This window comes from Streptomyces tsukubensis (assembly GCF_003932715.1).
GTDB lineage: Bacteria > Actinomycetota > Actinomycetes > Streptomycetales > Streptomycetaceae > Streptomyces > Streptomyces tsukubensis.
Window position 1 is genome coordinate 502,551 of sequence record NZ_CP020700.1, and the last position, 24,498, is coordinate 527,048.

A 24,498-nucleotide genomic window follows, 5' to 3' on the forward strand; every position below is an offset into this window, starting at 1 on the left:
CAGCAGGGAAACAGCGGGACCAGAGAGGGAGCAGGGGCGGAACGGCCAGGGGAACAGGCCGGTTTCGCGCGGGGCAGCGTCGGAACTCGGAAATCCGGAAGGCGAAACCCGGAAGGTGGGGTGCGGTCCGGGCGCTCCGGCCCGGCCGCAGTCCGGCACAAGGAGCGGCGGGCCCGCCGAAGCCGGACTGCCGACACCCAAAAACCCGGGCTCTCACCGGGCAGCGCCTGCCTGCGCAGCCTTGGTGAACCCCCTGTGTGTTTCATGAACTACGATACGGAGGACTCCTCCGATTCGCAACAATTCCGCGTTACCCTGAAGACGTTTCCGCCACCGACATCAAGCCGGGGGCGAACCGTTCCAGCCCGATCGGCCTCTTGTGGAGGGGGTTTGGCACACCTGTCGCCACCCGGGGACCGCAGTCCGAACGGGGTCGCACCGACCGACGGCCCGCCCGTCGGAGCCGGGAGTGTCCGCCGCCCGCGCCTCCCCCACTCCAACGGCAGCCGTCGACCGGCGTCACGCAGCGGAAGGGGACCAGTCAGGCCATGCCGGAACCGAGGACACTCCACCCGCCACAGCCACAGAACCTGAGATCAGCGGAGCTGAAACGGCTTCTCGAAGCGTTCGACCGCCGCCCGGCGCAACGCAGTACCGTCCTGGAGGTCCTCGGGGAGCCCGGCTCGGGCAAGTCCACGCTCCTGGGCGAGCTGGCGCGGCACGCGGACGGGCGCGGGCTGACCGTGCTCAGGGCCCGGTCCGCGCCCGCGGAGCGGGAGATGCCGTTCCACGCGCTGCTCCAGGCCTTCACCCAGCCGTCGCCGGTGCCGTTCACGCCCCTCGGCGGAGCGTCGTCGCTGCGGCCGCTCCGTCAGGCCACCGCACCGGAGCCCGTCACCTACGGCTTCCTGCCCGCGCTGCGCGTCATGACGCCGCAGGCCATGCGGGAACTCTTCGCGGAGTTCGTCCACCAGGACACCGCGCTTCTCCTGGACGACTTCCACTGGGCGGACCCGTCCTCCGCCCAATTGGTGGAGGATCTGCTGCGTACCCCGCTGAGCGCTCCCCTGACCGTCGTGATCGCACACCGCCCCCGGCAGACGCACCCCCGGTTACGCCAGGCCCTGCTCCATGCGGCCGCCGTCGGTTCCGGGCACCGCGAAGAACTGCCGCCGCTGTCCCGGGTCCAGTCCGCCCGGCTGCTCGGTCTCGCCCCGGCCGACGAGCGGCTGCCTCCGGTGCACCGCGCGGGCGAGGGCAATCCGACCCTGCTGCGGCTGGCGCTCGCCGACGCGATGAACCCCCGGATCCGGGGTCTCGTGGACGACGGCCCCGTACCGGACGACATCGCCGCCGCTCTCATCGGCGATATCGCCACCCTGGGCAGCACCCATGCGCTGGTGGCGGCGACCGCCGCCGTCATCGGAGAGCGCTTCGACCTGCCCGCGGTGGCCGCGGTGGCCGAGCTGACGTACGACGAGGTGTGCCGCGCGGGTTCGCAGCTGGCCGGCCGGGACATCTTCCGCGCCACGGACTCCGGCGGCGCACAGTTCGCCTTCAGGAACGCCGGACTGCGCCGCCTCGTCTACAACCGGGCCGATCCGTGCTGGCGGATGCGCGCGCACCGCCGCGCGATGAACGCCCTGTCCTGCGACGGCACCCCGGCGGCCGTCGTCGCCCGCCATATCGAACGCTCCCTGCCCGAAGGCTGCACCTCGGACCTGGAGACCCTGACCCGTGCGGCGCGCGAGGCGCTGCCCGCCGGTCCGGAGGCCGCCGCACACTGGCTCCGGCTGGCCCTGCGCATCATGCCCCGGCAGTTCCAGGGCACCGCCCTCCACCGGGATCTGCTGATCAGGGTCACGAGGCTGCTGGCGACCACGGGCGGCCTGGCCGACAACCGCGATCTCCTGGACGAGCTGCTGCTGAGGGCCGGTTCCCTCGCCGGGCCCGAACGCCTCTCGGTGGTGATCGGCTGCGCCTGGATGCATACGCTGCTGGGCGATTTCGACCGGGCCCGCGGTCTGCTGACGGCCGATCTGGCCCGGGCCCGTGAAACCGGCTCCGCCGAACGGGCCCCCCTGATCCTCCAGCTCGACCTGCTCGACCTCCACGAAGGACGGCCCGGTGCGCCGCACGCCGCCGAAACGGCGCTGGCGCTGGCCCGGGCCCACGGCGACCGGGTGACCGAAGCCGGGGCACTCGCCCGGACCGCGCTGCACCGGGCGATGGACCGGGACGCGGGCGGGGTCGCCGAGGCCACCGGACGGGCGACGGCGGCGCTCGGCGCCCTTGACGCCCTTGGCACCCTTGGCACCCCTCACAACGAGGAGCCGGCGCTACGGCCCGAGTATCCGGCCGTAGCGGGCTGGGCCCTCGCGCTGCTCGGCAACGCCCGGGCCGCGGAGGAACACTTCCGGCGCGGACTGCCCCTGGCCCGGACGTCCCCCTCCGGCCACTCCGAACCGTTCCTACTGACCGGACTGGCGTACGCCTACGGGCTCAGCGGCCGGCTGCACACGGCGCTGCAGACCGCAGCAGAGGCCCGTACCGCGGTCCGACCCTGCGCACCGGGCCAGGTGCAGGCCGTGGCCACGGCCGTGGAGGCCTGGTGCCTGGCGGCTCTCCACGGCCGGGACGACCCCCGCGCCGAGGCCCTCGCGGCGGAGGCCGAGGCATCCCTGTCCTGGTACAGCAGCGGGCTCGGGAGCATCACCGCACTGCGCCTGGCCGACGCGGCGCGACTGCGGGGCGAGCCGGAGCACGCCATGGCCCTGCTGCTGACCACGGGCAACGGCCCCGAACTCCCCGAACTGCCCGCCTCCCTGCGGGCCGAGGCCTACGAGGTGCTGACCTGCTGCGCCGTCGCCACCGGCGACCGGTCCGCCCGGGAGTACGCCGACCGGGCGCGGACGGCGGCCCGGGCGTTCACCGGTCTGCGGCACGCCGCGGCCCACGGCGAGATGGCCCGCGCCCATGTGCTGCGCACCACCCCGTCGCTCGCCGTCACCCTGTATCTGTCGGCGGCGCGGCACTTCTCGGAGGCGGGGATGGTCTGGTGGCAGGCGCGGGCGCTGCATCTGGCGGCCTACTGCGCCGGGGAAGCGGGCGACCACGGCAGGAGGACGTCCCTGCTGACGCTGGCCGACGCCCTGGCCCGGCGGTGCGGCGAATCCTGGCCGCCCCCCTTCCCGGCCCGCGCGGTCCGCCCCCCGGCCGTGACGGAGCCGGGTCCGCGGCCCTCCACCGGCGCAACGGCCCCGCCGCATCCCCTCACCGGCCTCAGCAGCAGGGAACGGGAGGTCGCCGTGCTGGCCGGTATGGGGCTGAAGACCAAGGAGGTCGCCCAGCGGCTGTCGTTGAGCCCCCGCACAGTGGACAGCCATCTCAACCGCATCTACCGCAAGCTCGACATCACCTCACGGGCCTCTCTGGTACGGATCCTGGCCAGGGCCGACTGAAGGGCGCCCCGGGCCGGGACGGTTTCCGCCGAACCGTCCGGCCGCCTTCCCAAGCGGAGGCTCCCTCCGTATACTGAGTGCCGTCCGCAGCCGACGGCTGCACCACGACGTCTGCCGGAGGTCGCCGATGACCGCATCCGATATGGCACCCTTCGGCGCGCACCGCAGCACCCTCCCTCACGAGAGCGGTCTCCGCGAGGTGTTCGCTGCTTTCGCGACCGGAGTCACGGTCGTCGCCGCGACCGATCCACGGACCGGCCGGCCTTTCGGATTCACGACCAGCTCGTTCACCTCGGTGGCGCTCGACCCGCCGCTGATACTCCTCAGCGTCGACCACGCCCACCCCGTCTGGCCGCGGGTCCGCGACCGCCGGTACTGGTGCGTCAACGTCCTGGCGGAGCAGCACACCACCGCGGCGGGCCCGGACGGCGGTTTCCCGGCGCCGGGCTGGTCCCGCTCCCCGCACGGCGCGCCCGTGCTCGACGGTGCGCTGGCCTGGCTGGAGTGCTCCCTGGAGGCCGAGCACCGTACGGGCGACCGCCGCATCGTCGTGGCCCGGGTCGTCCATCTGGACACCCATGCGCCGGGCCGTCCGCTCGTCCGATTCCGGAACCGGCGGGGCACGTTCACGGATTGATGCGGTCGGCGGCGGGCCGCCTGGGCCCGAACAAGAAATTCCGCCGGCGCCCGGGAGCACCGGCGGAATTTCCGCCGCATCATCCGAACCGCTACGGCCCCGGGGGATCACGGGCCGCGGCAGGATACCGAGGAAGGGGGTTCAGCCGACCGGGCTGAGCCGCATTCTCTCCGCATCGTCGTGCAGAATTGCGTGGTGCAGTTCCCTCAGGGAGGCACAGGGCTCAAGACCGATTTCGTTCTGGAGCAGGGTCCGGGCCTTCCGATAGGTCTGGAGTGCGTCGGCGCGCCGGTCGCAGCGGTAGAGGGCGAGCATCAGCTGGCGGTAGAACGCCTCGTGGAGCGGATATTCCCTCAGCAGGGCGTGGAGACCGGGCACCAGCTCATGGTGGTGGTCGAGCATGAGCCGGCATTCCGTCGTCGTCTCCAGCATCTCCAGCCGCGCCTCCGCCAGCCAGGTGGCGAATCCGCTGACGATCGGCCCGTCGCCCAGCCGGGCCGGTTCGTCACCTCGCGGAAACGCCTGGGCCTGCTCGAACGCCGCGATGGCGCCGTGGTAGTCGCCGGTCCGCATCAGCCGCCGACCCCGGTCGAGCAGCTCCCGGAACACGTCCACGTCCAACTCTCCGGGGTTCACCCGGATGAGGTATCCGGGGGAGCGCGTGACGATCGGATGTCCCGATGTCCCGTCGGGCGGAATCAGCTTGCGCAGTTGCGATACATAGACATGGAGCGCCGCCGTGGCGCGCCTGGGTGGCCTTTCGCCCCAGATTTCCAGGACGAGCCGGTCAATGGAGACCACCTGATTCGCCCTCAGCAGGAGAGCCGCCAGCAGAATCCCCACTTTCCTGGCCCTGGGTTCCAGATAACGTTCCCCGTCACGCATGCGTAGGTTCCCGAGCATCTCGAACTTCACTTGTCCCCCTGTTTCGGTGATCCCGGGCCCCCGTTCGGCCCGCAATACCTCATACGGAATCTGTAACACCGAGCGTCGCAGAACGCCCGTACGATTCGGCATCCAGGAAATTACCTAAGCAGATGTGATCTGCGCCACATCTACCTACTGGTGGGGGTTCGTCAACTCAGCTCCTGGTCGATGAAGTCGAAGATCTCGTCGTCGGACGCGGTCTCCAGCCTGCTGCCCAGTCCGGCCTCGGGCGAGGCGGACGACAGCTCTCCCAGCAGCCGTTCGAGATGGTCCCGCAGCCGGTCCCGGAGGCCGTCGTCGGCCGTTGCCTGCGGCAGTACGGCGTCGAGCGCCTCCAGCGCGGATGCGAGCCCGGGCCCGGCGCCGGGGGCTTCCCGGGTGGTGTGCGGGGTGGCCGAAGTGTTCGGGGTGTCCGGGGTATCCGGGGTGGACAGTTCGGCGAGCAGATGCCGGGAGAGCGCTTCGGAGGTCGGATGGTCGAAGACGAGGGTGGTGGACAGCTGCCGGCCGGTGAGGGCGTTCAGCCGGTTCCGCAGTTCCACGGCCGTCAGGGAGTCGAAGCCCAGGTCGAGGAGTCCCCGGTCCATGTCCAGTGCGCCCGGTTCCGTGAAGCCGAGGATCGCCGCCACTTCACCGCGTACCACCTCGCGGACGATCCGCAGGCGCCCGGTCTCGTCCTGGGCGGCGGCGAGCCTGCCGACGACGTCCGGGGTGCGCGGGCGGGCCGGGGCCCGGCGCGTCGGGGTGGACCGTACGAGCTCCCGGTAGAGCGGCGGCACCTCCTCCCCCGTCACGGCCCGGGTGCGCAGGGAGGGCAGGTCGAGACGGACGGGTACGGCGAGGGGTCGGCCGGCGGCCAGCGCCTCGTCGAACAGTTCGACACCCCGGGCCGGGTCGAGGGCGGCGACACCGCTCCGTTCCAGCCGGGCCAGATCGGCCCGGTTGAGGCCCGCGGTGAGGGAGCTGTCCCCTTCCCACAGGCCCCACGCCAGCGAGGTGCCGGGCAGTCCGATGGCCCGCCGGTGGGCAGCGAGCGCGTCGAGGAAGGTGTTGGCCGACGCATAGGCGGCCTGCCCGGGGTTGCCGAGTATCCCGGCGAAGGAGGAGTAGAGCACGAACGCTTCCGGTGCGTGCTCCAGGGTGAGTTCATGGAGGTTCCAGGCGGCGTCCGCCTTCGGCCGCAGGACTGCGGCCGTCCGCTCGCCGGTCAGCGACCCCACCAGGCCGTCGTCGGTGATTCCCGCAGCGTGGACGACGATCCCCGGCGGACGGTCGGACGGGATCGACGCCAGCAGCCGGGCCAGGGCGTCCCGGTCCGCCGCGTCGCAGGCGGCGAAGGTGACCTCGGCACCCGCTTCGGCCAGTTCGGTCCGCAGTTCGCGGGCTCCGTCGGCGTCCGGGCCGCGGCGGCTGGTGAGCAGCACATGGCGGATACCGTGGTGGGTGACCAGATGCCGTGCCAGCGCGCGGCCCAGCTGTCCGGTGCCGCCGGTGATCAGGGCGGTCCGGCCGGTGTCGAACTTCGGCCCCTCCGCGCTCCGGGGCGGCCGGAGGCGGGCGAGCCGGGGAACGAGCAACCGTCCTTCCCGCACGGCGAACCGGTCGTCGGCTCCGCTGTTCAGAACCGCACCGAAGGTCCCGTTGGGCAGTGTCGGCTCCGGCCCGGGGGTGCCGGGGTGCGGAAGGTCCAGCAGGACGAAGCGGCCGGGGTGTTCGGACTGGGCGGACCGCAGCAGTCCCCCCACCGGTGAGGTGCCGAGCCCGGGTACGCCGTCATCGGGACCGGCCGCCACGGCGCCGTACGTCACCACGATCAGCCTGGTCGTGGGAGGCAGGTCGGCCGCCGACCACTGCTGTACGAGGGCGAGCGCGTCGCGCGCGGACCGGTGGGCCTCCTCCAGCGGTCCGGAGCCGGGTTCCGCGGCGCCGGTGAAAACGGCGATCGCTCCGTCGGGCGCGGGGGTGCCTTCGGCCGTGGCGGCAGCGAGGGCCGCCGGATCCCGGTACCGGGGCTGCCCGGGTACGGCGAGGGAGGCCGGGAGGTCCCCGTGGCCGAGTACGGCGAGGGCCGGAGCGGCCGGGTCCGGGGTGGGCGGGCCGGCGGGGACCCATGCGACTTCGTAGAGGGAGTCCCCGCCCGCGCCCGCCGCGGACATGAGTCCCGCCAGTTGCCCCGGGTCGAGGGGGCGCAGGCTCAGGACGTCCGCCGTCAGTACGGGCCGACCGTCCGGGTCGGTTGCGACCAGGCCGTATCCGTCCTGTCCTGCGGGGACGAACCGGACCTGCAGCCCGGCCGTGGCGTCGCCGTCGTACAGCCGCACTCCCGACCAGGAGAACGGCAGTTTCAGCCGGTCGTCCGAACCGTGTCCGAGGACATGGAGCGCGGCGTCCAGGAGTGCCGGGTGCACCAGGTAGCGGCCGGGGTCGCCCGTCGTAGCGGCGGGGGGCTCCACTTCGGCGAAGAGTGTGCCGTCGGAGCCGTGCCGGGCGGCGCTGAGGCCCTGGAACGCCGGACCATAGCCGTAGCCGAGGCCGTCGAGCCGTGCGTAGAGGGCGTCCGGGGACAGGGGTGCCGCGTCCGTCGGGGCCGAAGCGGCTGCGGCGGGGAGCGGCGGGGGTTCGGCCGCGGTCAGATATCCGTGGGCGTGGCGGATCCACGGCAGGCCACCGCGGCCTTCGGCCGCCTCGTCCGGGCGGGCGTAGACCACGATCTCGTGGAGCCCGTTCTCGTCGGCTTCGGCAACGGTGACCTGGAGTGTGGTGGGGGTGTGGTCGGGGAGGGCGAGGGGGGTTTCCAGGGTGAGTTCCCGCACCTCCGCCAGGCCGAGCTGTTCACCCGCGACCAGCGCAAGCTCCAGGAACGCCGTCCCCGGCAGCACCACCGTCCCCGCCACCGCATGATCCACCAGCCAGGGATGAGAATCACGACCCACCCGCCCCGTGAACAACCACCCCGCACCACCAGCCATCTCCACCCGCGCACCCAGCAGCCCATGCCCCGCATCCACCAACCCCAGACCACCCGCATCCCCCACCCGCCGACCCGCATCCAGCCAGAACCGCTCCCGCTGAAACGCATACGTCGGCAAATCCACCACCCCACCACCGGCACTACCGGAACCACCGGAACCACCGTCAGTGCCAGTTTCGGTGTCAGCACTCGTTCCGGCGTTCAGCGCATCGAGCACCACCGGCCAGTCCACCCCACCACCCCGGACAAACACCCGCCCCACACCCTCCACCAACGACTCCACCTCACCACGACCCCGCCGCAACAACGCCACCCCATCCACCAACGACGACAACGACGCCCCCGGACCCACCTCCACCACCGTCGACACACCCAACCCCCGCAACGCCTCCACCCCCTCATGAAAACGCACCGTCTCCCGCACATGCCGCACCCAATACCCCGGATCCGACAACAACCCCACCCCCGCCACCCCACCCGTCACATTCGACACCACCGGAACCACCGGCTCACCCAACACCAACCCCTCCACCACCCGACCAAACTCCCCCAACACCGGCTCCACCAACGGCGAATGAAACGCATGCGACACCCCCAACCAACGCCCCTCCACACCCAAACCCTCCACCACCCGACCCACATCCCCCACCGGACCCGACAACACCACCCGATCCACACCATTCACCGCAGCCACCGACACCCGATCCCACCCCGCAACCGCCTCCAACGCCACACCCTCCGAAACCCCCACCGACACCATCCCCCCACCACCAGGCAACCCACCCAACAACCCCGCCCGAGCCACCACCAAACGCCCCGCATCCTCCAACGACAACACCCCCGCCACAAAAGCCGCCACCACCTCACCCACCGAATGACCCACCACCACATCCGGCACCACACCCCACGACTCCAACAACCGAAACAACGCCACCTCAAAAGCAAACAACGCCGGCTGCGTAAACTCCGTCCGCCCCAACAACCCCTCATCCCCACCCCACATCACCTCACGCAACCCCAAACCCAACACACCCAACACCTCATCAAGCACCCCAGCAAACACCGGAAACACCTCATACAACTCCCGACCCATCCCCAACCGCTGACTCCCCTGACCAGAAAACACAAAGGCCAGGCCCCCCTTCGTCGGCTGTTCGACCACCGCATCACCGGATGCCACCGCATCCAGCCTGCCGATCAGCTCCTCACGGTCACGGCCGACCACCACGGCCCGGTGGTCGAAGGCGGTACGGGTCGTCACCAGCGACCGCGCCACCGCACCCGGACCCGCATCCACCGCACCCCCGGACACCAGGGCCGTCCGCAACCGGCCCGCCTGCGCCCGCAACGCCCCCTCACTCCGCCCCGACACCACCCACGGCACCACACCCGAACCACCCGCCGACACCGCATCAACACCCACACCCGCCGACACCGGCCGCAGTTCAGCAGGAGCCTGCTCCACGATCACATGCGCATTCGTCCCGCTGATCCCGAACGACGACACACCCGCCCGCCGCACCCGGCCCACCTCAGGCCACCCCACCGCCTCAACCGCCAGCCGCACCCCACCCGACTCCCAGTCCACCAACGACGACGGCACCCCCACATGCAACGTCCGCGGCACCACACCACGCTCCATCGCCAACACCATCTTCATCACCCCACCCACACCCGCAGCCGCCTGCGCATGCCCCACATTCGACTTCAACGACCCCAACCACAACGGCACACCCCCCACCCCACGATCAACCCCATACACACCCAACAACGCCCCCGCCTCAATCGGATCCCCCAACCCCGTCCCCGTCCCATGCCCCTCCACCACATCCACATCCCCACCCACCAAACCACCCGACAACAACGCCGCCCGAATCACCCGCTCCTGAGACGGACCATTCGGCGCCGTCAACCCATTCGACGCACCATCCTGATTCACCGCAGAACCCCGCACCACACCCAACACCCGATGACCCAACCGCACCGCATCCGACAACCGCTCCACCAACAACAACCCCACACCCTCACTCCACCCCGTCCCATCCGCCCCCTCCGCAAACGCCTTGCAACGACCATCAGGTGCCAAACCCCGTTGACGGCTGAACTCGATAAAGGTATTCGGAGTGGACATCACCGTCACCCCACCGGCGATCGCCATATCGCACTCGCCCTGCCGCAGCGCCTGCACCGCCAGATGCAACGCCACCAACGACGACGAGCACGCCGTATCCACCGTCACCGCCGGACCTTCGAGACCCAGGGTGTAGGCCACCCGGCCCGAGGCCACACTTCCGGCGCTTCCGTTGAGCAGATAGCCCTCCAGGTCCTCCGGCATGGTGTGCAGTCGTGAGGCGTAGTCGTTGTACATGACGCCGGCGAAGACACCGGTCCGGCTGCCACGCATCGACCTCGGGTCGATCCCCGCCCGCTCGAACACCTCCCACGACGTCTCCAGCAACAACCGCTGCTGCGGATCCGTCGCCAACGCCTCCCGCGGACTCATCCCGAAAAACTCGGCATCAAAATCAGCCGCACCATAAAGAAAACCACCACGCCGCGCATACGACGTCCCCGCACGATCCGGATCATCATCAAACAACCGATCCAAATCCCACCCACGATCCCGCGGAAACTCCCCCACCACCTCACCCTCAGCCATCAACAAATCCCACAAATCCTCCGGCGAATCCACCCCACCCGGAAAACGGCACGCCATCCCCACAATCACCACCGGCTCATCCAACACCCCCACCGAAACCCGGTTATCACCGACCACCACAACCGCCGCCGACCCGTCACCTCCATCCATACTCTCCAGCAGGAAGCCCGCCAACGAGGCCGGGCTCGGATAGTCAAAAGCCACCGTCGACGGCAATTCCAGCCCCGTCACCACACCCAGCCGATTCCGCAACTCCACCGCCGTCAGCGAATCAAAACCGAGGTGCTGGAAGTCGCTCTCGGCGTTGATATCGGCCGCCCCGGAATAGCCGAGGACGGATGCGGTCTCCGTCCGGACGGTCTCCAGCAGGAGTCTGCGCCGGCCGTCCTCGTCGAGGTCAGCGAGTTGCCGCCGGAAGCCCGCAGCTCCGGGCCGGGACTCCTCCTTCGGGTGCGGGGTGCGGACCAGTTCGCGCAGGATCACGGGCAGCTCGGCGCCTCGTTCGCGGAGGGCGGGCAAGTTGAGCCGTACCGGAACGACCTCCGCACGACCCGAGCGGAGACCGAGCTCGAAGAGGGTGAGCGCGTCCTCCGTGGGCAGCGGGTCGATTCCCGTACGGCGCAATCGCGCCCTGTCCGTCTCGGTGAGGTGGTCGGTCATGCCGGTCGCCTGCTCCCACAACCCCCACCGCAACGACACCCCCGGCAACCCCAACCCACGCCGCAACTCCACCAACCCATCAACAAACCCATTCGCCGCCGCATACCCCGCCTGACCCGCCGTCCCCACCACACCCGCCACCGACGAAAACACCACAAACGCCTCCACCCCCACCTCACACGCCACCTCATGCAAAAACCACCCCGCATCCGCCTTCGCCCGCAACACCCCCTCCAACCGCTCCACCGACAACCCACCCACCGTCACGTCATCCAACACACCCGCCACATGCACCACACCCGACAACCCACCCGGCAACCCCTCCACCACACCCCGCAACCCCACCCGATCACCCACATCACACCCCACCACCAACACCTCAGCCCCCAACCCCACCAACTCATCCCGCAACCCCACCGCCCCCGGAGCACCCAACCCCCGACGACTCACCAACACCAACCGACGCACCCCAAACCCCTCCACCAACCGCCGCGCCACCACACCACCCAAACCACCCGTCCCACCCGACACCAACACCCACCCCGACCCAAACGAAACACCACCACCAGAAACAACATCTGAACCAACAGAACCCGAACCAACAGAACCCGAACCCACCCTCACCAAACGCGGAACCAAAACCTCACCACCCCGCACCACCACCTGCCACTCCCCCACACCCACCGCCCACGACACCAACCCACCCAAACCATCCCCCACCACACCCTCATCCCCATCCACATCCACATCAACCAGCACCACCCGCCCCGGAAACTCCGCCTCCACCGACCGCACCAAACCCCACACACCCGACACCACCGGATCCACCACCACACCCCCCACACCCACACCACCACGCGTCACCACAACAACCCCACCACCACCCTCCAACACACCACGCACCCCACCCAACACACCACCCAAAACCACCCGCAAACCCTCCACCACACCCAACCCCACCGGCACCACACACTCCACCACCACAAACCCCTCAACCCCACCACCACCCAAACCACCCACCGACACACCCACCCCACGCCACTCCACACCGAACAGATCGGGGTGGCGACCCGCTCCGTCGAGAAGGCGCGCGGGCTCGGTGTCCCGGACGGTGAGTGCGGCAACCGACGCGACCGGCTCACCGGACCCGTCCCCGAGGGCGAGCCGGACCGTGCCCGTGGCAGTGGGGGTCAGCCGGACCCTCAGTCCGTCCAGGCCGCCGGAGCGGTGCACGCGTACGCCCGACCAGGAGAAGGGCAGTACCACGCGCCCGCTGGGTGCGCTCACGCCGTCGACCTGGTCCAGAGCCAGCGGATGCAGCGCCGCGTCGAAGAGAGCGGGGTGGATGACAAAACGTTCGGTGTCTGCAGGGGAGCGGGGAGGCCGTACCTCGGCCAGGACCTCGACCCCCAGACGCCAGGCGGCGCGGAGCCCCTGGAACGCCGGGCCGTACTCGTACCCGCGGTCCGCCAGCCAGGCGTACGCCTCGTCGACCGGGATCGGGACGGCACCGGCCGGCGGCCAGACGGCATCGGCCATCGACAGGGCGGGACGTGCCTCCTCCCCTGCCGGGGCGAGCGACCCGGTGGCATGCCGGACCCAGTCGGCTCCGTCGTTCTGCTGCGAGTAGATGTTGACCGCGCACAGACCGGTCTCGTCCGCCGATTCCACGACGACTTGGAGTGTGGTGGGGGTGTGGTCGGGGAGGGCGAGGGGGGTTTCCAGGGTGAGTTCCCGCACCTCCGCCAGGCCGAGCTGTTCACCCGCGACCAGCGCAAGCTCCAGGAACGCCGTCCCCGGCAGCACCACCGTCCCCGCCACCGCATGATCCACCAGCCAGGGATGAGAATCACGACCCACCCGCCCCGTGAACAACCACCCCGCACCACCCGCCATCTCCACCCGCGCACCCAACAGCCCATGCCCCGCATCCACCAACCCCAGACCACCCGCATCCCCCACCCGCCGACCCGCATCCAGCCAGAACCGCTCCCGCTGAAACGCATACGTCGGCAAATCCACCACCCCACCACCGGCACTACCGGAACCACCTTCAGTGCCAGTTTCGGTGTCAGCACTCGTTCCGGCGTTCAGCGCATCAAGCACCACCGGCCAGTCCACCCCACCACCCCGGACAAACACCCGCCCCACACCCTCCACCAACGACTCCACCTCACCACGACCCCGCCGCAACAACGCCACCCCATCCACCAACGACGACAACGACGCCCCCGGACCCACCTCCACCACCGTCGACACACCCAACCCCCGCAACGCCTCCACCCCCTCATGAAAACGCACCGTCTCCCGCACATGCCGCACCCAATACCCCGGATCCGACAACAACCCCACCCCCGCCACCCCACCCGTCACATTCGACACCACCGGAACCACCGGCTCACCCAACACCAACCCCTCCACCACCCGACCAAACTCCCCCAACACCGGCTCCACCAACGGCGAATGAAACGCATGCGACACCCCCAACCAACGCCCCTCCACACCCAAACCCTCCACCACCCGACCCACATCCCCCACCGGACCCGACAACACCACCCGATCCACACCATTCACCGCAGCCACCGACACCCGATCCCACCCCGCAACCGCCTCCAACGCCACACCCTCCGAAACCCCCACCGACACCATCCCCCCACCACCAGGCAACCCACCCAACAACCCCGCCCGAGCCACCACCAAACGCCCCGCATCCTCCAACGACAACACCCCCGCCACAAAAGCCGCCACCACCTCACCCACCGAATGACCCACCACCACATCCGGCACCACACCCCACGACTCCAACAACCGAAACAACGCCACCTCAAAAGCAAACAACGCCGGCTGCGTAAACTCCGTCCGCCCCAACAACCCCTCATCCCCACCCCACATCACCTCACGCAACCCCAAACCCAACACACCCAACACCTCATCAAACACCCCAGCAAACACCGGAAACACCTCATACAACTCCCGACCCATCCCCAACCGCTGACTCCCCTGACCAGAAAACACAAAGGCGACCTTGCCGAGTTCTCCGGAGTTTCCCTGGACGAGGTGGGGTGAGCCGATGCCCGAGGCAAGGGCGTCGAGTCCCTCCACCAGGGCGGCGCGATCCGAGCCCACCACCACGGCCCGGTGGTCGAAGACCGTACGAGTCGTCACCAGCGACCGCGCCACCGCACCCGGATCCGCGTCGACCGCACCCCCGGACACCAGGGCCGTCCGCAACCGGCCCGCCTGCGCCCGCAACGCCCTCTCACTCCGCCCCGACACCACCCACGGCACCAGACCAGAGGAACGGCCACTGTCCGCCTCCAGCCGGGGAGCCCGGAGTTCGACAGGGGGCTGCTCGACAATGACGTGGGCGTTCGTCCCGCTGATCCCGAACGACGACACACCCGCCCGCCGCACCCGACCCACCTCAGGCCACCCCACCGCCTCAACCGCCAACCGCACCCCACCCGACTCCCAGTCCACCAACGACGACGGCACCCCCACATGCAACGTCCGCGGCACCACACCACGCTCCATCGCCAACACCATCTTCATCACCCCACCCACACCCGCAGCCGCCTGCGCATGCCCCACATTCGACTTCAACGACCCCAACCACAACGGCACACCCCCCACCCCACGATCAACCCCATACACACCCAACAACGCCCCCGCCTCAATCGGATCCCCCAACCCCGTCCCCGTCCCATGCCCCTCCACCACATCCACATCCCCACCCACCAAACCACCCGACAACAACGCCGCCCGAATCACCCGCTCCTGAGACGGACCATTCGGCGCCGTCAACCCATTCGACGCACCATCCTGATTCACCGCAGAACCCCGCACCACACCCAACACCCGATGACCCAACCGCACCGCATCCGACAACCGCTCCACCAACAACAACCCCACGCCTTCGGAGAACGCGGTTCCGTCGGCGGAGTCGGCGAATGCCTTGCAGCGGCCGTCCACCGAGAGTCCGTGCTGACGGCTGAACTCGATGAAGGTGTTCGGGGTGGACATCACCGTCACCCCACCGGCGATCGCCATATCGCACTCGCCCTGCCGCAGCGCCTGCACCGCCAGATGCAACGCCACCAACGACGACGAGCACGCCGTATCGACCGAGACAGCGGGGCCTTCGAGACCAAGGGTGTAGGCCACCCGGCCGGAGGCCACACTGCTGTAGCTGCCGTTGCGGAGGTAGCCCTCCAGCTCCTCGGGGACCTCCTGGACCCGTGAGGCGTAGTCGTTGTACATGACCCCGGTGAAGACACCGGTCCGGCTGCCGCGCATCGACCTCGGGTCGATCCCCGCCCGCTCGAACACCTCCCACGACGTCTCCAGCAACAACCGCTGCTGCGGATCCGTCGCCAACGCCTCCCGCGGACTCATCCCGAAAAACTCGGCATCAAAATCAGCCGCACCATAAAGAAAACCACCACGCCGCGCATACGACGTCCCCGCATGATCCGGATCATCATCAAACAACCGATCCAAATCCCACCCACGATCCCGCGGAAACTCCCCCACCACCTCACCCTCAGCCATCAACAAATCCCACAAATCCTCCGGCGAATCCACCCCACCCGGAAAACGGCACGCCATCCCCACAATCACCACCGGCTCATCCAACACCCCCACCGAAACCCGGTTATCACCGACCACCGCAACCGCGGCCGACCCGCCGGCACCACCCACACCTTCCAGCAAAAAGCCCGCCAACGACACCGGACTCGGATAGTCAAAAACCACCGTCGACGGCAATTCCAGCCCCGTCACCACACCCAGCCGATTCCGCAACTCCACCGCCGTCAGCGAATCAAAACCGAGTTCTTTGAAGGCCCGGTCCAGTGGGACCGAAGCGCCGTTGTCGGCATGGCCGAGTACGGTTGCGACCTCGGCCCTGACGAGCTCCAGCACCGCCTGTTCCCGCCGGTCCGCCGGCCGCGCGGCCATCTCCTCGGCCCAGCTCGGTCCGGAGCCCGCCGCGGACGGCAGCGCCCGGCGGGCCGGAGCCCGTACCAGCTCCCGGAAGAGGGGCGGTACGCCCTCGGTTGCAGCGCGCCTGCGCAGGGCGGCGAGGTCCAGTCGGGCCGGAACGGGCAACGGATCGCCGTGCGCCAGCGCGGTCTCGAACAGCGCCAGCCCCTGTTCGGTCGGCATGGGGGCCACTCCGGTCCGGGACATCCGTGCCACATCGGTGTCGGTGAGGTGGTCGGTCATGCCGGTCGCCTGCTCCCACAACCCCCACCGCAACGACACCCCCGGCAACCCCAACCCACGCCGCAACTCCACCAACCCATCAACAAACCCATTCGCCGCCGCATACCCCGCCTGACCCGCCGTCCCCACCACACCCGCCACCGACGAAAACACCACAAACGCCTCCACCCCCACCTCACACGCCACCTCATGCAAAAACCACCCCGCATCCGCCTTCGCCCGCAACACCCCCTCCAACCGCTCCACCGACAACCCACCCACCGTCACGTCATCCAACACACCCGCCACATGCACCACACCCGACAACCCACCGCCCGGCAACCCCTCCACCACACCCCGCAACCCCACCCGATCACCCACATCACACCCCACCACCAACACCTCAGCCCCCAACCCCACCAACTCATCCCGCAACCCCACCGCCCCCGGAGCACCCAACCCCCGACGACTCACCAACACCAACCGACGCACCCCAAACCCCTCCACCAACCGCCGCGCCACCACACCACCCAAACCACCCGTCCCACCCGACACCAACACCCACCCCGACCCAAACGAAACACCAGAACCCGAACCCGACCCCGAACCCACCCTCACCAAACGCGGAACCAAAACCTCACCACCCCGCACCACCACCTGCCACTCCCCCACACCCACCGCCCACGACACCAACCCACCCAAACCATCCCCCACCACACCCTCATCCCCATCCACATCCACATCAACCAGCACCACCCGCCCCGGAAACTCCGCCTCCACCGACCGCACCAAACCCCACACACCCGACACCACCGGATCCACCACCACACCCCCCACACCCACACCACCACGCGTCACCACAACAACCCCACCACCACCCTCCAACACACCACGCACCCCACCCAACACACCACCCAAAACCACCCGCAAACCCTCCACCACACCCAACCCCACCGGCACCACACACTCCACCACCACAAACCCCTCAACCCCACCACCACCCAAACCACCCACCGACACACCCACCCCACGCCACTCCACACCAAAGAGGGAGTCCCGGCCGTCCACGGCCCGTGCCACGGCGCGCAGATCGGCGTCGGCAATCGGCCGGAGCGCGAGCGAACCGATCTCCGCAACGGGTTCACCGGTCGGGGCGGTGAGGGCGATGCTCACGGTGTCGGGAGCAACGGTGGTGATCCGGGCCCGCACCGCCGATGCTCCGGTGGTCAGCATGCGCAGCCCCGACCAGACGAACGGCAGCAGCGGCCCGTCGGCTTCCGCGCCCGTCCGGGGGCGTCCGACGACGGCGTGGAGGACGGCGTCGAGCAGCGCGGGGTGGACTCCGTACCGCCCGGCCTCGGCGGTCTGTTCCTCGCTGAGGCGAACCTCCGCGTACAGCTCGCCGTCACGCTCCCACAGCGCGGTCAGGCCCTGGAACTCCGGCCCGTACTCGTAGCCGTACTCGGTGAGGCGGGGGTACAGGTCCGCGATATCGACGGGTTCGGCTGCCGCGGGAGGCCAGCTCCCGAAAGCCGTGCCATCGGGATCGGGGACGGCGGGCGCGGGGCCGGCCGGGACGAGCCGGGCGGTCGCGTGCCGGGTCCAGGGGGTGTCCGTCTCGTCACCGCCGCCCGCCGTCGGCCGGGCGTGGAATCGGAGCGGCCGGGCTCCGGTCCCATCCGGAGCACCGACCGTCAGCTGAAGTCGGACCTCCCCGTCGCGCGCCAGCACGAGAGGTGCTTCCAGGGTGAGGTCGTCCACCCGTGCCCCGCCGACCGTTTCGGCAGCATGCAGTGCCAGCTCGACGAAGGCGGTGCCCGGCAGCAGGACGGTCCCGGCCACCGCGTGGTCCGCGAGCCACGGATGGGTGCGCAGGGAGAGCGCGCCGGTCAGCAGGAGTCCGTCGTCGGCGAGGGGGACGGAGGCGGCCAGGAGAGGATGGCCGGTGGAGGTGAGTCCGGTGTCGCCGATGCCCCCGGTGGCCACCGGGGGGTTGATCCAGTAGCGCTGCTGCTGGAAGGCGTACGTCGGCAGGTCGACGGCGGGAGCGGGGCCCGCCAGGCCGGGTACGGCTTCCCAGTCGACGGGGAGACCGCCCGCGAAGACGGTGGCGACGCTGGTCAGGAAGCGGTTCCAGCCTCCTTCGTCCCGCCGGAGGGAGCCGGTGACGACGGGCCGGTCGGCCAGGTCCCGCGGTCCCTCGTCACGGAGCGCTTCGTCGAGGGTGTCACCGATCGCCATGGTGAGCACGGGGTGGGGGCTGGCCTCGATGAACGTGCGGTAGCCGTCGTCCGCGAGAGCCTTCACGGCCCGGTCGAGCCGTACGGCGCCGCGCAGATTGCGGTACCAGTAGGAGGCGTCGAGGGCGGCCGTGTCGACGGGCCGTCCTTCGAGCGTCGAATAGAAGGCGATATCGGCGGAGCGCGGCTCCAGGCCGTCGAGGAGCTGCAGCAGTTCCTCGCGGACGGCCTCCACATGGGGAGAGTGGGAGGCGTAGTCGACGGCGATGGTCCGGGCCCGGACGTCGTCGGCCGTGCAGGCGGCGACGAAGGAGTCGAGCGCCTCCGCGTCCCCGGCGACGACGGTGGCCGCCGGGCCGTTGACCGCGGCGACCGAGAGCCGGTCTCCCCAGGGTGCGAGCCGGGCCGCGACCTCGTCGGGGGGCAGCGGTACCGCAGCCATTCCGCCCTGACCTGCGAGCGCGCCGATGGCGATGCTGCGGAGCGCAACGACCTTGGCGGCATCTTCCAGGCTCAGGGCCCCGGCCACGAAGGCGGCGGCGATCTCGCCCTGGGAGTGGCCGACGACCGCGGTGGGCCGGACGCCGACCGACTTCCATACCTCGGCCAGGGAGACCATGACGGCGAAGAGCACGGGCTGGACCACGTCGACACGGTCGAGGGTGGGGGCGTGTTCGGCGCCGCGCAGTACGTCCGTGAGGGACCAGTCGACGTACCGGGCGAGGGCGTGTTCGCAGGCGTCGATGCTGGTACGGAACACCTCGCTGTCGTCGAGGAGTTCGACGGCCATGCCGAGCCACTGACTGCCCTGGCCGGGGAAGACGAAGGCGACTCCGCCGCGGTCCGCTGCGGTGCCCTGGACGAGGTGGGGTGAGCCGTTGCCCGAGGCGAGGGCGTCGAGTCCCTCCACCAGGGCGGCGCGATTCGAGCCCACCACCACGGCCCGGTGGTCGAAGACCGTACGAGTCGTCACCAGCGACCGCGCCACCCCACCCGGACCCGCATCCACCGCACTCCCGGACACCAGGGCCGTCCGCAACCGGCCCGCCTGCGCCCGCAACGCCCCCTCACTCCGCCCCGACACCACCCACGGCACCACACCCGAACCACCCGTCGGCGCCGTCTCCACCGACTCATCAGCACCGGAGGAACGGTCACCGTCCAGCTCCAGCCGGGGAGACCGCAGTTCAGCAGGAGCCTGCTCCACGATCACATGCGCATTCGTCCCGCTGATCCCGAACGACGACACACCCGCCCGCCGCACCCGACCCACCTCAGGCCACCCCACCGCCTCAACCGCCAACCGCACCCCACCCGACTCCCAATCCACCAACGACGACGGCACCCCCACATGCAACGTCCGCGGCACCACACCACGCTCCATCGCCAACACCATCTTCATCACCCCACCCACACCCGCAGCCGCCTGCGCATGCCCCACATTCGACTTCAACGACCCCAACCACAACGGCACACCCCCCACCCCACGATCAACCCCATACACACCCAACAACGCCCCCGCCTCAATCGGATCCCCCAACCCCGTCCCCGTCCCATGCCCCTCCACCACATCCACATCCCCACCCACCAAACCACCCGACAACAACGCCGCCCGAATCACCCGCTCCTGAGACGGACCATTCGGCGCCGTCAACCCATTCGACGCACCATCCTGATTCACCGCAGAACCCCGCACCACACCCAACACCCGATGACCCAACCGCACCGCATCCGACAACCGCTCCACCAACAACAACCCCACACCCTCACTCCACCCCGTCCCATCCGCCCCCTCCGCAAACGCCTTGCAACGACCGTCGGGGGAGAGTCCGCGCTGGCGGGCGAATTCGACGAACATGCCGGGACTCGCCATGACGGCGACCCCACCGGCGATCGCCATATCGCACTCGCCCTGCCGCAGCGCCTGAACCGCCAGATGCAACGCCACCAACGACGACGAGCACGCCGTATCCACCGTCACCGCCGGACCGGTCAGTCCGAGGGCGTAGGCGATCCGGCCGGAGGCGACGCTGACGGTGTTGCCGGTGAGCAGATAGCCCTCCAGGCCGTCGGCGGACTCATGGAGCCTGGGGCCGTAGTCCTGGGACATCGCGCCCACGTAGACGCCGACGCCGGTGCCGTGCAGGTCGGCGGGGACGATACCGGCGCGCTCCAGCAGCTCCCAGGAGGTCGTGAGGAGGAGTCGCTGCTGGGGGTCCATGGCGGCGGCTTCGCGCGGGGAGATTCCGAAGAACTCCGGGTCGAAGAGGTCGGCGTCGTGGAGGAAGCCGCCGTGGCGGGTGTAGGTACGGCCGGGTTCGCCGGGGACCGGGTGGTACAGCTCGTCGGTGCGCCAGCCACGGTTCTCGGGGAACCCGGAGATGACGTCGCGCTCCTCGGCGACGAGACGCCACAGGTCTTCCGGGGAGTCGACACCTCCGGGGTAGTGGCAGGCCATGGAGACGATGGCGATGGGTTCGTCGGCCACGGCGGCGGCCGAGGCGGCGGTACGGGGGCGTGCGGGGGCCGCGGTGCCGAGGAGCTGCTCCCGCAGCCGTCGGGTGAGGGCGTCGGCCGTCGGATAGTCGTAGACGAGCCCCGCGGTCAGGCGCAGTCCGGTGGCGGAGGCGAGCCGGTCGGCGAACTCGACTCCGCTGAGGGAGTCGAATCCCAGCTCCTCGAAGGTGAGCGCGGGGTCGACGGACCGGGGTCCGACATGTCCCAGGGTGATCGCGGCGTGGGTACGGACCAGCTCAAGGAGCCGGCGTTCCTGCTCGTCCTCGGGGAGTCCGCGCAGTCGTCCGGCGAGCCCACCGGCCCTGCCCTCCGTGCCCTCTGCGGGCTCGGCAGAATCCGCGGCCGTACGGGGCTCAGCGACGGCAGCGGACGGTTCCGGACGACCCCCCTCCGGCTCCGGCTCCGCAGCCGACACGACGGCCGTTTCAACAGCCGGAACAACGGCGGGCCCGGCGCCCTGCACGCCATCCGTTCCGGCACCCGGCACGGCATCCGGCCAGTGACGCCTGCGCTGGAAGGCGTAGGTGGGCAGTTCCGTACGGACCGCGGGGCGCGCCACGACAGCGTCCCAGTCCACGGGCGCACCCGCCGTGGCCCAGAGCGCGGCCAGGGCCTGCGTCACGGTCTGCGCCTCCGGCCGGTCCTTGCGCAGGGAGGCGATCCGTACCGCGTCCGCCCCGGCGCCCCGGGCCAGGAGCCCGGTGAGGGTCGAGTCGGGGCCGATCTCGATGTACGCACCGGCTCCGGCGTCCCGGAGGGCCACTGCCGCGTCGTGGAACCGCACCGCGTGCCGGGCCTGGCCCAGCCAGTACCCGGGATCGGTCAGCTCATCCGCGGTCACCTCCCGGCCCAGGACCGTGGAGATCAGCGGGATGCGCGGCGCTCCGAACCGTACCGCCGCGATATGTCCGGCGAACTCGTCCAGCGCGGGTTCCATCAGCCGGGAGTGGAAGGCGTGCGACACCTTCAGTGCGCGGCAGCGGACACCGCGCGCGGTCAACAGGGCGGTCACGTCCGCGACGGCGGCCTCCGGGCCCGAGACCACGACCGAACGCGGTCCGTTCACGGCTGCGATATCGGCCTCTCCGCCGGCCTCGGCGACCGCCGCGGTGACGGTCTCCTCGTCGGCGGCGGCGGACACCATCGCCCCGCCCGTGGGCAGTTGCTGCATCAGCCTGCCGCGTGCGACGACGAGCGCGGCGGCGTCGCGCAGGGTGAGGACTCCGGCGGCGTGGGCGGCCCCGAGCTCTCCGACGGAGTGTCCGGCGACCCAACGGGGCACCACGCCCCAGGATTCCCAGAGCCGGTAGAGGGCCACCTCGAACGCGAACAGGGCGGGCTGGGCGTACTCGGTCCGTTCCAGCACCGCGGCGTCGGAGCCCCACATCACGGCCTTGAGGGAGTCGCCGCGGGCCTCGTCGACGGCCGCCGCCACCTCGTCGAGGGCGCGGGCGAAGGCGGGGAACGCCTCGTACAGCTCACGGCCCATGCCGGGCCGCTGCGCCCCCTGTCCGGCGAAGACGAAAGCGGGCGCGGCCGGTTCCCGTACGACCCCGTACACGACACCGGGCGTGTCGTCGTTGCTCGCCGCGATCGCGGTCAGGCCGTCGAGGAGGGCGGTCGGGCCGGTGCCGGTGATCGCGGCCCGGTGGGTGAAGGCGGTACGGGTGGTGGCCAGGGCGTGTGCCACCGCTTCCGGAGCGGTGCCGGGGTGGTCGGCCAGGAAGGCCCGCAGGCGCCGGGCCTGGGCGCGCAGGGCCTTCCGGCTCCGTGCGGACACCACCCAGGGCAGGGGGCGGGTGTCGACCGTCCCGACGGTGCCGGCCTCGGGTGCGGGTGCCGGGGCGGGGGCTTCCGCGAGGACGATATGGCAGTTGGTGCCGCCCATGCCGAAGGAGGAGACTCCTGCGATCAGCGGCCGGTCCGGCCGGGGCCAGGGGGAGTCGGCGGTGGGGACCCGCAGATTGAGCTCGGCGAGCGGGATGTGGGGGTTGGGCATGTCGAAGTGGAGGTTGCCCGGGATCCGGCCGTGGCGGATGCCGAGGACGGTCTTCAGCAGTCCGGCGATGCCCGCGGCGCCTTCCAGATGGCCGATGCCGGTCTTCACGGAGCCGACGGTCAGCGGGGCCGTGCCGGGCCGGGCCGGGCCGAAGACCGCGCCGAGGGCCGCGGCCTCCACGGGGTCGCCGACGGGTGTTCCGGTGCCGTGGAGTTCGACGTACTGGACGTCTTCGGCGGCGACGCCTGCCGTGGCGAGGGCTTCGCGGACGACCTGCTCCTGGGCGCGGGCGCTGGGGGTGGTGAGGCCGGGGGTGGCGCCGTCGTTGTTGACAGCGCTGCCGCGGATGACGGCGTGGACGGTGTCGCCGTCGCGCAGGGCCAGGTCCAGGGGTTTCAGGACGATCACTCCGGCGCCTTCGCCGCGGACGTAGCCGTTGGCGCGGGCGTCGAAGGTGTAGCAGCGGCCGTCCGGGGAGAGGCCGCCGAACTTGGCGGCGCCGATGGTGCTCTCCGGGACGATGTTGAGGTTGACGCCGCCGGCCAGGGCGAGGGTGGACTCTCCGCGGCGCAGGCTCTCGCAGGCCATGTGGACGGCGACCAGCGACGAGGACTGGGCGGTGTCGACGGTGACACTGGGGCCCTGGAGGCCCAGGGTGTGGGAGACGCGGTTGGCGATGATGCCGCGGTTCAGCCCGGTGAGGGTGTGGCGTCCGATGGCGGTGGGGCCTTGGCGGCGCAGAAGGGTGGCGTAGTCGTCGGCAATGGCGCCGACGAAGACGCCGGTGCGGCTGCCGCGCAGGTCGCCGGGGACGATGCCGCCGTCCTCCAGGGCCTCCCAGCCCAGTTCGAGGACGAGGCGCTGCTGGGGGTCCATGGCCGTGGCCTCGCGCGGGGAGATCCCGAAGAAGGAGGCGTCGAAGCCGTCGATCCGGTCGAGGTAGCCGCCGCGGCGCTGGTGGGTACGGCCGGGGGCGTTCCGGTCGGCGGAGTAGTGGGCGTCGATGTCCCAGCGGTCGGCGGGGATATCGGTGACGGCGTCGACTCCGGCGCGCAGGTTGGCCCAGAACGTGGCGGCGTCGGGTGCCTTGGGAAGACGGCAGGCGAGCCCGACGACGGCGATGGGTGCCGCGGCGGCACCCCGGCCCTGGGGAGTGGGGGTCGTGTGCTCACTGACCTCGGCAGGAGTCAACGGTCCGTTCCTTTCGGGCGCGGGGGTGACG

The 24,498-nt window shown here is 70.4% G+C and carries 4 protein-coding genes; 2 read left to right on the top strand and 2 right to left on the bottom strand.

What is annotated here, in order from left to right; genetic code table 11:
• The first annotated feature begins 548 nt into the window (after window positions 1-548).
• Together B7R87_RS01395 and B7R87_RS01400 are read left to right on the top strand one after the other, a co-directional pair.
• Window positions 549-3,461 (top strand): helix-turn-helix transcriptional regulator, encoded by a 2,913-nt coding sequence (locus B7R87_RS01395; RefSeq protein ID WP_130585452.1) that lies wholly within the window; start codon window positions 549-551, stop codon window positions 3,459-3,461.
• Window positions 3,462-3,588: 127 nt separating this feature from the next.
• Window positions 3,589-4,098 (top strand): flavin reductase family protein, encoded by a 510-nt coding sequence (locus B7R87_RS01400; RefSeq protein ID WP_006350905.1) that lies wholly within the window; start codon window positions 3,589-3,591, stop codon window positions 4,096-4,098.
• A gap of 141 nt (window positions 4,099-4,239) precedes the next feature.
• Here B7R87_RS01400 and B7R87_RS01405 read toward each other — a convergent pair whose 3' ends face one another.
• Window positions 4,240-4,983, bottom strand: a complete 744-nt coding sequence (locus B7R87_RS01405; RefSeq protein WP_233168735.1) for an AfsR/SARP family transcriptional regulator — start codon at window positions 4,981-4,983, stop codon at window positions 4,240-4,242.
• A 191-nt stretch (window positions 4,984-5,174) separates the two neighbouring features.
• Complete coding sequence (locus B7R87_RS34025; protein WP_157997761.1) at window positions 5,175-24,467, bottom strand: type I polyketide synthase; 19,293 nt, start codon at window positions 24,465-24,467, stop codon at window positions 5,175-5,177.
• Between the last annotated feature and the right edge of the window lie 31 nt (window positions 24,468-24,498).